This window comes from Allomesorhizobium aridi (assembly GCF_043769475.1).
In the GTDB taxonomy this organism is placed as follows: Bacteria; Pseudomonadota; Alphaproteobacteria; order Rhizobiales; family Rhizobiaceae; genus Allomesorhizobium.
In genome coordinates this window covers 5,642,188-5,655,463 of sequence record NZ_CP171729.1, presented here as the reverse complement: position 1 = coordinate 5,655,463, position 13,276 = coordinate 5,642,188, and the positions used below count along the sequence as shown (strand labels likewise).

Below are 13,276 nucleotides of genomic sequence, written 5' to 3'. Positions count from 1 at the left end.
CGGATGCGCCGAGTTGCTGAGGCAACCGGCGCGTCTAGATCACCGCCATAGACCGACGCAGTCGATGACCGTCTTTCCTTCGAGGCTGGCCGGGTCAATATCCTTAAACGCCGTGTGACCGACGAGAAGCACGACGATATCGCTGTCAGCTATCGCCGGTCCAAAATCCTGAAGGCTGGCGCCAACTGTTTCCAGCGCCGAAGGCATGTCTTCCACGTGAGGTTCGCAAACGCGGACGTCGTAGCCATGCTTAGCGAGATGAACCGCTATTTCCATAGCCGGACTCTCGCGAAGATCGTCCACGTCGGGCTTGTACGCGAGACCGAGACAGCAGACCTTCCTTGAGCCGATTTTGGTTGCGACCTCCGCAACCCTCGCAATGACCGTATGCGGGCGCCCGTCGTTGACTTCACGCGCGGCTTTCATCAGCGGCGTATGTTTGGGATGCTGGTCAATGAGGAACCATGGATCGACGGCGATGCAGTGACCGCCTACGCCAGGCCCAGGGTTCAGGATGGTCACCCGCGGATGTTTGTTGGCGAGCGAAATTGCCTCCCACGCATCGAGTCCCATCCGCTGGCAAACGTTTGCTACTTCATTGGCGAAGGCAATGTTGACGTCGCGATAGGCGTTTTCGATCAGCTTGACCAACTCCGCTACTCCAGACGAGGTCTCGAATATATTGCCGCGCACAAAACTGGCGTAGAGGGCTTTGGCCCTCGCCGCGCAGCCAGGCGTCACGCCTCCCACGATGCGGTCGTTCTCGACGAGTTCGAAGACCATACGCCCGGGCAGGATGCGCTCGGGGCAGTACGCCATCGAGATTTTCAGATCGTGGACGCCGCCGCCGGCCGCCACCAAGTCCGGCCTTTCCTCGCGGATCAGCCCCGCCATCCACTCGGTGGTGCCTACAGGGCTCGTGGATTCCAATATGACCAAGTCGCCTTCCTTTAGTACCTTGGCCACCGCTCGCGTCGCATTTTCGACATAGGTCATATCGGGCGACTTGTCGTGCTGGATCGGAGTCGGCACCGCGATGATGAACGCATCGGCAGGCTGCGGTTCGGTATAAGCCCTGAGCCGGCCGCTAGCGACGGCGGACTGAACGAGTCCATCCAGGTCCGGCTCACTGAAATGGGCGCGTGCCTCGTTTATCGCATTGACGGCCTTCAGACTGACGTCCACGCCTAGGACCTGGATGCCACGGCTAGCGAGGGTGGCTGCGGTCGGCAGGCCAATATAGCCGAGACCGACTACGGAAACCGTCTCAAACGGAATAGGCACTGGCAAGAGTCTCCACAATTCTGTTGGCGGCGTTTCCGTCGCCATAAGGGTTCTTTATCGCGCTGACGCGACGGTAGAGATCGGCGGAATCGAGCAACGCGGTTGCCTCCGCAACAATGCGCTGAGGATCGGTGCCAACCAGCTTTGCTGTGCCGGCGGCCACGGCTTCGGGACGCTCGGTAACGTCACGCGTGACCAGGACCGGCTTACCCAGAGCCGGAGCCTCCTCCTGAATACCACCGGAGTCCGTGATCACGATATAGGCCCGCTTCATCAGATAAAGGAATGGCATGTATTCGAGCGGCTCTATCAGGAAGATATCGTCCAAGCCGGACAAAGCCTCACGAACCGCTTGCTGGACGTTCTGGTTGAGATGAACCGGATAGACCAGTTGCACGTCGCCGCGGCGCGCCAGCACCGCCAGCCCGTCGCACATCTGCCGCAGACCGTCGCCGAAGCTTTCACGGCGATGACCGGTGACCAGGATCAGCCGCTTGGCTGGGTCAAGAAAAGCGAACTGCTCCGCAAAACTCTGCAACTGCGCGGGGTTGTTATTTAATAAGTCGGTCGCCATCAGCAGCGCGTCGATCACAGTGTTGCCGGTGACCACGATCCGTTCGGGCGCAATCTGCTCATCGAGCAGCGCCTGGCGCGACAGTTCGGTCGGAGCGAATAGCCACTTGCCCACCACGTCGATCATGCAGCGGTTCATTTCCTCTGGCCAAGGGCGCATGACATCACGTGTTCTCAATCCCGCTTCGACATGGCCGACGGGCACCTGGTGGTAAAACGCAGCCATCGCCGCAGCCATCGCCGTGGTCGTATCTCCATGCACAAGAACCAGATCCGGCTTATGATCACGTATGACCATTTCCATGCCCCTGAGCACGCGGACGGTAATATCGGTCAAAGTTTGTCCAGGCGTTATAATGTTCATGTCTACATCGGCATGAATATCGAACATGGTCAGCACCTGGTCGAGCATGCTGCGATGCTGCCCTGACACACAGACAAGTGTTTCAAAACCTTTGTGGGCGCGCAACGCAGTGACGACCGGAGCCATCTTTATGGCTTCGGGCCGAGTTCCAAAAACTGTTGCAACCTTCAAATCAAAGCCTCTTCCGCGCGTTGCTTCCTATGAGATCACAGCCGCCGATTGTCAACTGACCTTAGACGAATTCAAACAATCGATCGAACAGAGAGAGACTTGCGCCATCTTTGCAACTGTTATGTGACCAGAATCGCCGGTGCCGACAAATCTTTCCCGGCCCCGACAGTCGATCAATCGTTGTATTAGGTATTATGCTTTCAGCCGATCTCCCCAGAGGAGTATGTGCGAGAAGATCTGGTGCAGGTCGCCATGGTGCAAAATTGAGGCCAGTACGCGATTTTTGGCGGCAAACACTTAGCCGAACCAATGTTCCAGTTGCGATACGGTCCGCGCAATATCGAATTCGCGCGCACCCCGCTGCTGAAGCTCTTCGACGGAACTTTCGTTCGCTGCATATTGCGTCAAAATCGCGTCGGCCATTGCGTTCACGTCGCTATAGACGCAGTCGCTGCCATAGACCGACTTTGCCCCTGGCCAGTCGATAACGATTGGCACTGCGCCGGAGCAGATGCCTTCGGCGACCGACGTATGACACCCCTCGCTCTCGGAAGTTGATATGATGAAACGGACATTGCGATACCATTCGGCCATGTTCGCGCCGGGACGATCGAATATGATCGCGTCGCGCAGGTCGGGATCCTCGTGGATTTCGTGGAAGGTTCGCTCGAATTTGCTGCGTTCGTCGTGGTTGTCCTGCCATATCCAGGTGAACTCCCAAGGCATTGCCGACCGTATGCGCAAGCGAAATTCGGGCGCATGCCTGCGCACCCGGCGAAGAATGTCGACCGCCCTGTCGAAACGCTTGTGGTGGAAGCCGTTTATGCCGACGAACCCAAGCGTGCGCTCTGCGCCCGGGTGCTTCGGCCGGCGCAACTGTTCGGCAACGCAATACTGCGGCAGGACGATAATTTTGTCCGCTGGCCAGCCAAAATCCTTAACGCAGATGTTGCGGAAGTAATCGCTGACGACGATGACGCCGTCCAATGCGCCGCCGGCCACCTCGCGTGGAAAATTCCGGAATGCCTCGAATCGATGCAGCCTCACGAACAGCTTCTGATCCAGGCGCTTATGGCGGCTGTACCAGACCGCCTGTCCCGTGCACCACTCGCAGAAAATGATATCCGCGTCTGTAAGCAATGCTGAGCTTCGGGCTGGATCGTGCGTGTTGGTCGTGTGCCAGCGATCGTGCTCGATATCGTATGCTCCTGTTTCGCGAAGCCGCCTCAACGCCAGGTCCAGGAACTTGGGATCGTGGGTGGCGACTAGAACCTTCTTTTTGTTGCCGACGGCGGCTGGCGTCCGCCGCTCACTAATCAACAAAGCATATCGCAAGCGTTCCGCAATTTGCGCATAGGAGAATTCGTGGGCAAGTTCGAGGCACCTGCGTCGCATGCGTGCATGAAGGCCTGGATCAGTCTTCACGCTGCGGGCCGCCGCGATCACATCCTTCATTCCTTCGGCGAAAAAGGGATAATCCTCGCCGAGAAGGTATTCGTAGGCGGCCGTGCGGTTGACCACCGAAGGTATGCCGACGCTGGCAAACTCGAGGAATTTGGTCGAAATCTCTAGCGAATCATTCAGCGCCTCCGTTCGCCAGCACAGGCCGAGATCGTGTCCCACCGAGGCGACCATGGCGGCTTCGCGATCCAGCGCGCCAAGCCAGCGAACGCCGGGCGTGTTCTTGAGCTTTTCGAGGATGCGATTGCGAAAGCCCGTGTCTGACTTTTCGTTATGCACCTTGTCGCCGGCCATGGTGACTGTCGCCTGAATGTCGTTTGCGGCGCAAACCGCCGGGATGTCGAAGAAGGCCTCGACATTCCAGTCCTTCGAATACTTTCCTGAATAGACGAACCGAACAGGCGCGGACTCGTCCCTGACCTCCGACCAGGAGACGTCCACCTGGACCGGCTTGATCATCGGCGGCAGCAGGCTGGTCTTGTTACAAGCTGCCGGGAAAACTGCTTCCAGCAATGCCCGTTGCGCATCTGATTGAACAAAAATATGGCCCGTCTTGTCGACGAGCTCGCCGATGACCGAGCGATCGGCGAGCGCGTCCAGCGCCGGGGTGTCCAGCATGTAGGTCCAAAGGCGCCCACGAAGGGCGACTACTCGGGCGATGGTGAGCGCGACTTCGGAATCCCGTACGATGATTCGGTCGAGCCCGTCTTGCGCATCTAGGCGCTTGACGATCTTTTCTATGCCATACCGGTCGCCGGGTTTGGGATGCAGCGCCGAAATGTCTGGGAACTCGGTGTAAGTGACTATCCTGACATTGGTGAGTTTCTGCAGAGCCGGCACCACTCCGGTTCCGATGAGCGGATCGCGGCTTAAAACCGTGACTGAACAGTTCAAATGCTCAGAGAGGATTTCTGATAGGCTCTGGACCCAGATAGTGGAGCCGTCAATCAAATTGAGATTGACGTTTGCGTATACCAAAACGTTCATGGTTGTCTCAGCTTGAATTTCCGACGGCTTTCTGCAAGAGAGCGTCTCTTAGTACGCTCGTCCTGCGACTTCAACCTTTACGAACCCGAACCGACGACATAGGTGAGCCCTTGAGGAATCCAAAACAAGCCCAAGCCAACCTCGTGCAAAATGCCGAGGTCAAGCGGAGGCAATTTGGTCAGGCCGTCCAGGCGGTCTCCAGAGCCAAGATCCAGTATTTCGACCGGGCACCGGAAATGCCCCAGCATTTGCTGGACAGGTGCCGCCTCATCCAGAACCGGATGGAAATGGTCAAGCTCCTGCCGGCCAATGCAGTCGTGGCGGAAGTCGGCACCGATCAGGGTGCGTTCGCAAATTACCTCCTTTCGACCTGCACGCCCAAGGAACTGCACCTGTTCGAGATCGACACGTCGCGCATCATTCCATCGAACATAGAAACGGGATTAAGGAACGGCATCATAACCGTTCATGAAGGCGACTCCGCCACCAACCTGTCTGCGATGCCGGACGGCCACTTCGACTGGATCTACATCGACGGCGATCACTCTTACGAGGGGGTCAAGAAAGACATCACGGCGGCCGTATCCAAAGTAAAGCCGGGCGGGCTTCTTGTGTTCAACGACTACACGACTTGGTCGCCGGCTTCGATGAGCCGTTGCGGCGTTGCTCGCGCAGTGAACGAATTCTGCATCGCCAACGGCTGGGAATTCGTCTTCTTTGCCTTCCAGTCGATGATGTACAACGACGTGGCTGTCCGCAGGAAAGTCTAAGGCAAAGCGGCGCCGTAGCGGCCGCGCCATGGGGGGCTTAATGTCCAGCGTCGATTTGAACGAAGATTCGAGAAGGATCGAGAAATATCTTTCTGATCTCGAGAACGCAAATCGCAAACTCGCGCTGGAGAACATGCAGCTGCGTGCCTCCCACAGCTATCGGCTTGGGTTGGCCTTTGTGTCCTTCGCGAAGCGCCGTAGCATCGGTGCGTTGCCAGCGCTTTGGAGAGACATCAAGCTGGCCGCAAAGCCACAAATTGTTTCGGCGACCGAACCTCGGAGGCGTCCGGCCCTACGTCTGCCGGCTCCCCCGCAACATGTCGCTCTGGACCCACTTCAAAGGGCTGTGGAGGAGCCGCCCATAGGCTCGGCCGTCGTGGCCAATCTCGACAAGAACAGGCCGGCCGTTGTCGCCGGCATCATGGGCGGAGATATCCGGGCAAAGCTCGGCGACGAAGTTGTTCAACCGAACATTCCCTTCGATCGCTATGACGCCGTATGGCGAGAGCGGGGTGTGACGCACTTGGTGATCGAAGTCGACCAGTTGCCAAATGCCTTTGGCTGGGAGTTGGTCTTCACCTTGCGCGATCCTGCAGCGACGGTCGAAATGCTAGTCATGCTGCAGAAGGCGAGACTGGCACGGATCTTCACGATTCTCATCACGCCTGCTCAACCCCATCGTTTCCCCTTGCTGTCGAAATCGAGGCCGTTTTTCGACCACGAGTTCACCCGTTCTGAATTGACATTCAAAAAGCTGCTGTGGCCGCGAAGCGTTGGTCTTGACAACGCGGGGCATGTCGGGCGCGGGCCGACGAAATAGCTGTCGGTGACTGCGCCGATCGGATGCCCCTTCCTCCCATGCAACCTACGGGACGTGAGCCGTCCCGACATGGCGCTGTTCCTGTTCACCGGCAACATTCTCGCAGGCAAGCCTATTGCAGCGTTCAATCATGGCGAGCACAAGCGCAACTGCAATATGATCCCCACACGGATCTCTATGCCCGCTTTATGATCGCTCCTACATCAAGCAATGACACTTATATCTAGCCGGAATGGCTAAGGTAATCGTTGCATTCGTCTGAATTTCTGTTATTGGGATTGGCTCGGAATAGAGCATGCGCCGTCAGCTAAATTTTAACTTGTTCTCCACTTACAATGATATCTTTGGCTGCTTAAATCACCGTTCCGAGCCACTGCAGCTATCGCGTGTCCCAGGTCCAAAGGCCGATCGTCTGTTCCTACGATGCTGGCCAGTTGTGAGTAGGGCAATGCGAACGCCGACGACGAAAACCCGCCGGATTCCAAAGCTACAATCGAAGCCGATCCGGAATCGCTCACATTGCCCAAGGCGGTTCGCTTGTGGCATAGATAAAAGTCTACACTAGTCAGGGCAAACGCGAGAGTGGGGATGTTTTCAGCTGACACTAAACGGTATTTCTTGAAGAGCATCGTCGAGATCGGGTTTTTCTCGGCGGCGGCGAACGTGCTTCTGCTTGTCGTTCCGCTGTATCTGCTGCAGGTCTATGACCGCGTGCTGCCTTCATCCAGCATGGACACGCTGGTCTATGTTTCCCTTTTTGCACTCGCATCACTGATTGTTCTGGGGCTTCTCGAAGTTTTTCGCGCGCAATATGCCAGCCGCGTGGCCTCGAAACTGGATACGGTGATCGGGTCGGACATGTTCCTGGCGTCGATGAACGGTCCCCGGGCGGGTCTCGGCGATGTCCAGCCGCTTCGTGATCTTGCGACGGTCAGGGCCTTCGTATCCTCACGCGCGCTGTTTTTTCTCTTCGACGTTCCCTTCGCACCGCTCTTTATCGTGCTTCTTTATTTCGTTCATCCCCTGCTCTTCGTTATCACGCTTGTCGGTGCCGTATTGATGATTGCGGTCGCCATTCTCAACCAGGTGGCGACCAGCCGCAGCGGCCGGGTGGCGAGCGAAACGCTGGTTTCCACGATGAACTCCGCGCAATCTTTCGCCCGCAACTTTGAGACGGTCAGGGCGCTCGGCATGTCCTCGAACATCCTCCAATTGTGGGGGAGCCGGTTTGCCGACTCGCTTGCCGCATCGGATCGGGTGAATAAGATCAATGCCTTCTACAGCGGTCTGTCGCGCACCATCCGGATGGTCCTTCAGATCGCGATCCTCGGCATCGGCGCCTATCTGGTGCTGGATGAGCAGATGACAGCGGGCATGATCTTCGCCTCTTCCATCATCTCCGGGCGCGCCCTACAGCCGCTCGACCAGATCATCGGCGGTTGGCGCCAGTTCGTCGACGCTCAGCGAGCTTGGCAACGGCTGAAAGCGCTGGCTCGCGGAACTGCGGCCAGAGCGAGCGAACATGTGTCTCTGCCTGAGCCGGAAGGCGCGCTTGCCGCCGACCAGCTCATCTATTTCGTTCCCGATGCCGATCCGGGCGCTCAGCCGCTCATCAAGCGCATCAGCTTCAAGATCGAGGCAGGCGAATCCGTTGCGCTGATCGGACCGAGCCAGGCGGGAAAATCGACGCTGGCGCGGCTGATCGTCGGCGCGATCGCTCCGCGATCCGGCGTCATCCGCCTGGACAGCGCCGACATCAAAAACTGGGATGCGGACGAACTTGGAAGCCATCTGGGCTATTTGCCTCAGGAGGTAGAGCTGTTTCCCGGCACAATCGCCCAGAACATCTCGCGGTTCGACCCGCAGGCGGTCGACGAGGAGATCGTCGCGGCGGCGAAGCGCGCGCAGGTTCATGAGATGATCCTGCGCCAGAAGGCAGGCTACGCGACCGAGATCGGCCCGATAGGAGTGAGGCTCTCCGGCGGCGAAAAGCAGCGCATCGGCCTTGCCCGGGCTTTCTACGGCGATCCCAAGCTCATCGTCCTCGATGAACCGAACGCCAATCTGGATGCGGAAGGCGAGCAGGCGCTGGAGAAGTCGATCCTCGAGGCGCGCGCGCGCAAGCGGACCGTCGTGATCATCACCCACAAACCATCGATTGCAGCCAAATGCGACCGGGTGCTGATGTTGCGCGACGGGCAGATCGAGCTCTATGGACCCGCAAAGGACGTATTGCAGCGCCTGACGCAAGGGCTGCAAAAAACGCCCGAGGCGCAGCCTGCACCAGCGCGCAGCGATACCGGCGAGTCGGTGCGGGTTTCGATCGGGTGACCCAGGTGTGTTCAAGCCGGGTCGTGGAGGGGAAATGACTGAGAAGACAATAGAAGACTGGCGCAAGCGGGTGGCGACACGCACCGGCAGGATTGCCGCGGCTGGCTATCTGACCATCGTGGGTTTCGCCGGCGGCTTTGGCTTCTGGGCTGCTACCGCGCCGCTCGCAGGCGCGGCTATCGCGCCCGGAATCGTCGCAGCCGCCGGCCAGAACATCAACATCCAGCACCTCGAGGGCGGAATTATCCGCGAGATCAGTATCCGGGAGGGCGAACGCGTCCGCGCCGGCGAACCGGTTATAGTGCTCGACTCCACGGTCGCGGAAGCGCAGCTCAATCGCCTGGTCAAGCAAATGGTCGCCCAGCAAGCCAAAGGATGGCGGCTTGAGGCCGAGCGAGACGGCGTGGAAAACTTTTCCATACCCGACAGCTTCTCGGCGCCGGGAAACAAGATGGGACATCTGGCGATCGTGAGCGAGCAGCAGAAGGAGTTCGCCGCCCGCCTTGCCCGCTACAGGGCGGAAGTTGAGATACTCGCCCAGCGCGTCGCCGCGCTCAAGGAAGCCATTGAAGGCCTGAACGCCCAGAAAAAGGCGGGCGTGGATCAGCTTGCCATCGTGCGAGAGGAGGTCAACCGCAAGAAGGAACTGCTGGCGCAGGGGCTGACGAACCGGTCGGAGTATACGGCGCTGCTGCGCAGCGAGGCCGAACTCATCGGCCAGGTCGGCGCACTTCAGTCCCAGATAGCGAGTTCGGCGACCCAGATCGTTGAAGCGCGCCAGCAGACCGAACGGCTGACCACCACGCGGGTCGAACAGGCGGTGGGAGAACTCAACACCGTTCGCGCATCGATCGCCGACCTGGAAGAGCAGGTACGCGCGGCTCAATCGGTACTGGAGCGCACGGTCATCCGTGCACCCGCCGACGGCATCATAGTGAAGACCGCCTACACCACACCGGGCAGCGTGGTCCGGCCGGGCGAGCCAGTGATCCAGATGCTGCCGACGACTCGCGAACTGATCATCGAGGCGCAAGTGCGCCCCCAGGATATCGACCTGCTGAGGATCGGCCAGGAAGCCAGCATGCTCTTTTCCGCGCTCAATGCCCGCACCACGCCGCAGGTGCCGGGCACCGTCTTCTACATATCGGCCGACCGCCTGATCGATGAAGCCAATGGCTTGCCCTACTATACGGCTCGGCTGAAGATCACCGAAAACCTGCCTCCTGAGATTAGCGCCGACCAGATCTATCCAGGCATGCCGGTCGAAACCTTCATCAGAACGGGCGAACGGACTTTCGTCGAATATCTCATCCAGCCGCTCGCCGACTCGTTCTCGCGCGCCTTCCGCGAGGAATAACCTCGCGAATGCTGGTCGCGGTAACGGGAGCAAGCGGGTTCGTCGGGGGAAGAGTCGTACAGCATCTGCGCGACGCCGGTTTTTCCGTTCGGGCGATCTCGCGAACGGTCGGCAATCGGGAGAAAGGTGTCGAGAGTGCCATCCTTCCGCATCCCGCCGCTTCGCTCTACGAGTTCGACCGTGTCCTCGATGGCGTCGATCACGTCGTGCATGGCGCAGGTCTCACCAATGCTTCGGCCGAAACGCCGGAATCCGAATTTATGCGGGCGAATGCGGAACTGACTGCACGATTTGCCGAAGCCGCGGCGCGGGGAGTCGGGGGCCAGTTTCTCCTCATGTCGTCTATCCGTGCTGTCGCCGGCGCCGGTTTCGACGGCATATTGACGTCGGAAACGCCTGCCAAGCCGACCTGCGCCTATGGGCGGTCCAAGCGAGTTGCGGAACTCGCCGCGCTGACGCACTTTCCGGACTCAAGCGCCTCCAGGCTTTCGATACTTCGCCTGCCGCCGGTTTACGGGGCGGGCATGAAAGGAAACCTCGCCAGGATGCTCCATCTGGCCGATACTCCCTACCCTCTACCGTTCGGAGCCCTTCGCAATCGTCGATCGCTGCTCTCGGTGGAGGCACTTGCCGCGGCGGTGGTCGACCTGCTCCAGATGACGCAAACCCGCCAGGTCTACCTGCCGGGCGATCGCGATCCGGTGAGCACAGCCGAGATATTCACGGCGTTCCGCGCCGGGCTGGGCAGGCCCGAGCGTCTGCTGCCCGTTCCAGCCAGCCTGCTCAAGACGGCTGCAAGGCTTGCGGGGCGCAGCGAAGGCTGGCAGGGCCTGTTTGCCGAGCAGATTTGCGATTCTTCGGCGCTAGCAGAAGATGGATGGCGGCGGACTGAAAATCCCCGGCCCGGTCTCACGCAAGTGGCAAGAGATTTCAGAAGGTCGAGGTCATGAGGTTGAAATTATAGTGTCCCAACCAATTTTCGGCCTGACCCTGGACAGGATGAACCGCCTCTATATGGGGATCGTCACCGGCTGGGGCGCAGTGATCGGCAGCGCCGTCAGCTTCATGGTCGGCGGTGCGTTCATCTGGGCGATCGTGCGCCTCCTGAGACGGGATTTTCCGCTGTCGCGCGTTCGCGAGGCGCGGATAGTGGCACTGATCTTCGCGGGTTTTTTCGCAATCGAAGCGCTTGCCGGGGCGGTTACATACAATGGCGTCGTGACCTTATACGAGATCGGGCAGAACACGCTCTATCTGGCCTTCCTGCCCATCTATTCCCGCCTTTCGGTTTCGGAACGCTCCGGCGTTCGCGACGCGGTCGAACTCGCGGCGATGGGCGGCGCCTATGTGGCATTCGCGATCGCACTGGTAGAGAGCTTCGGATTTGGCCTGCGGGCCGAAGGTGGTGCCGGTAACGCCTATCCCTTCGCGCTTGCCAATTTCATCACCCTCACGATTACTTTCCTGGCCAGCCAGCGTGCGCATGGGGGGTGGCGTGTGCTGTTCGCGCTGGCCGCACTCGCGTCCGTCGGCAGCATCATCCTATCGGGAACACGCGGCCTTTGGCCCGGACTCATCGTCGTTCCGGCGGCCTGCATCTGGTTCTATCGTGATCACATAGCGCGGCGTTATCTACTGCCGTCGATGGCTGTATTTTCAGTAGTACTGCTGGCCTTCGGGCTGTTTGCCACGCCTTTCGTCCGCGACCGGGTCGAACTGCTGATCGAAGACTACGGGCAGATAATGGAAGAGGGTGATTACTCGGGATCAGTCGGCCAGCGGCTGACTGTCTGGAAGGCCGGCTGGCAACTGGTTACGGAAGCGCCGTTCTTCGGTCACGGCCCGGGTCACAGCAAAGAGCTGATGATCGAGCGCACCAGGGCGATCTCGGGGACGACCCTGTCATACTCGCATTTCCACAACGTCTTTCTAAACTATGCCGTACGCGACGGCATTCCCGGCGCCCTGATCGTTGCGATGATGCTCTTCGGTCCGGTTATCCTGGCTTGGCGCAAGAACCGTGACGAAATGGGAGACTATGGTCTGGCGATGACCGCAGGCATAGCGACGAGCTTCTTCCTCAGCGGTCTGTTGAACAACATGATCGGCCATGATCTGTCGGATTCGCTGTTCATCGTCGGAATACTGACCAGCCTGTTTTTTGTCTTTGGCAGCGGGCGTGATTCCGAGTCGCGGTCCAGTGGCTGAGCTTTCCCGCAATCTGGCTCTCTGTTAGCAGTTCATCATGCAGAAAGTGCCACTGACGCTCATAATTCCGGTCTATGGCCGCCCGGATACACTGGACCGGGCGCTCCGAAGCATCGATGGCCAGGACACCCTGCCCGAAGCAGTCATCGTGGTCGACGACGGTTCGCCCGCCCCCTCGGCGATCGACCCCGATCTGGCGCATCGTCTGAACATTCGCCTGATACGCCATGAGGGCAACCGCGGCCCGGCCGCCGCCCGCAACACAGGCATGCGCGAGGCGCGCACCGACTGGATTACTTTCCTCGACAGCGACGACTACCTGCTCCGCGGCAGTATAGCCGAGCGCTGGCAGAGCGCGCAGGAGAGGCTTCGCCAAGGCGCGCTGGAGACAACCATTTTCGGCTGCGGCTGGATTGACTTCACCGCCAACCACGACGCCTCTCGCCTGCGCTGGCCCCGTCCTGCCGCCGCGCCGCGCGCATTCGCCTCCGGATGCTGGTTCTCGCCGGGCTCATGCGTGATCCTGAACGGGCCCAAAGCCGTTGCCGCCGCCGGATTCCAGGATGAGACGCTCAGGCGCTTCGAGGATGTCGACTGGTTCCTGTCGCTGGCTCTGAAGGGCTTTTCGCTCGAAATACTTCCGGTCGCAGCCGTTGCGATCGAGAGGCAGCGCGTGCAGCGTCCCGAGCAGATTGAGCCTGCCGCCGCCGCCATACGGGCGAAATGGCAGAACGCGCTGGACCGTGCGCTCTTTGCCCGCCTCGACAGCTATATGGATCTCGAAATCGCGGCCGCTTATCGTTTCCGTGGCTCCAGACTGCGCGCGCTGGGAGCGCTTTCGGCGTCGCTGGCGAAGGCGCCGCGCCTGTCCCTGCAATTGTCGCCCGGTTGGCGTCTCGAATCGCTCTCCGGAATCCCCAAGGACAGCATATCGCTGAAAGCACGCTAAC

11 protein-coding genes are annotated in these 13,276 nt (G+C 59.6%); 8 read left to right on the top strand and 3 right to left on the bottom strand.

Annotated features, from left to right (window positions below; all coding sequences use genetic code 11):
* Nucleotides 1-39: 39 nt before the first annotated feature.
* From wecC to ACG873_RS29935, 3 genes are all read right to left on the bottom strand, one after another.
* Nucleotides 40-1,329 (bottom strand): UDP-N-acetyl-D-mannosamine dehydrogenase, encoded by a 1,290-nt coding sequence (gene wecC / locus ACG873_RS29945; protein WP_394889468.1) that lies wholly within the window; start codon nucleotides 1,327-1,329, stop codon nucleotides 40-42.
* Nucleotides 1,268-2,347, bottom strand: coding sequence for a non-hydrolyzing UDP-N-acetylglucosamine 2-epimerase (gene wecB / locus ACG873_RS29940; RefSeq protein ID WP_394889467.1), 1,080 nt, complete (start codon nucleotides 2,345-2,347; stop codon nucleotides 1,268-1,270). Before wecB ends, wecC begins: the two co-directional genes overlap by 62 nt.
* A gap of 342 nt (nucleotides 2,348-2,689) precedes the next feature.
* Nucleotides 2,690-4,840 (bottom strand): glycosyltransferase, encoded by a 2,151-nt coding sequence (locus tag ACG873_RS29935; protein WP_394889466.1) that lies wholly within the window; start codon nucleotides 4,838-4,840, stop codon nucleotides 2,690-2,692.
* 2 nt (nucleotides 4,841-4,842) lie between these two features.
* On the opposite strand from ACG873_RS29935, the gene ACG873_RS29930 reads away from it, so the two are divergent.
* The 8 genes from ACG873_RS29930 (at nucleotide 4,843) to ACG873_RS29895 (ending at nucleotide 13,275) form a co-directional block, all read left to right on the top strand.
* Complete coding sequence (locus ACG873_RS29930) at nucleotides 4,843-5,610, top strand: class I SAM-dependent methyltransferase (RefSeq protein ID WP_394889465.1); 768 nt, start codon at nucleotides 4,843-4,845, stop codon at nucleotides 5,608-5,610.
* Nucleotides 5,611-5,650: 40 nt separating this feature from the next.
* On the top strand, nucleotides 5,651-6,430 hold the full coding sequence (locus tag ACG873_RS29925; RefSeq protein WP_394889463.1) for a hypothetical protein: 780 nt from the start codon (nucleotides 5,651-5,653) through the stop codon (nucleotides 6,428-6,430).
* Between the two features lie 69 nt (nucleotides 6,431-6,499).
* Nucleotides 6,500-6,622, top strand: coding sequence for a hypothetical protein (locus ACG873_RS29920; RefSeq protein ID WP_394893831.1), 123 nt, complete (start codon nucleotides 6,500-6,502; stop codon nucleotides 6,620-6,622).
* Between the two features lie 396 nt (nucleotides 6,623-7,018).
* Nucleotides 7,019-8,761 carry a type I secretion system permease/ATPase gene (locus tag ACG873_RS29915; protein ID WP_394889461.1) on the top strand — a complete coding sequence of 581 codons (1,743 nt, stop codon included), beginning with the start codon at nucleotides 7,019-7,021 and terminating at the stop codon, nucleotides 8,759-8,761.
* A gap of 34 nt (nucleotides 8,762-8,795) precedes the next feature.
* On the top strand, nucleotides 8,796-10,118 hold the full coding sequence (locus ACG873_RS29910) for an HlyD family type I secretion periplasmic adaptor subunit (protein WP_394889460.1): 1,323 nt from the start codon (nucleotides 8,796-8,798) through the stop codon (nucleotides 10,116-10,118).
* Between the two features lie 8 nt (nucleotides 10,119-10,126).
* On the top strand, nucleotides 10,127-11,068 hold the full coding sequence (locus ACG873_RS29905; protein WP_394889459.1) for an NAD-dependent epimerase/dehydratase family protein: 942 nt from the start codon (nucleotides 10,127-10,129) through the stop codon (nucleotides 11,066-11,068).
* Nucleotides 10,992-12,326: an O-antigen ligase family protein gene (locus ACG873_RS29900; RefSeq protein ID WP_394889457.1), complete on the top strand. Its 1,335-nt coding sequence runs from the start codon at nucleotides 10,992-10,994 to the stop codon at nucleotides 12,324-12,326. The genes ACG873_RS29905 and ACG873_RS29900 overlap by 77 nt, the downstream gene beginning before the upstream one ends.
* Nucleotides 12,327-12,363: 37 nt before the next feature.
* Nucleotides 12,364-13,275: a glycosyltransferase family 2 protein gene (locus tag ACG873_RS29895; RefSeq protein ID WP_394889456.1), complete on the top strand. Its 912-nt coding sequence runs from the start codon at nucleotides 12,364-12,366 to the stop codon at nucleotides 13,273-13,275.
* The last annotated feature ends 1 nt before the right edge of the window (nucleotide 13,276 follow it).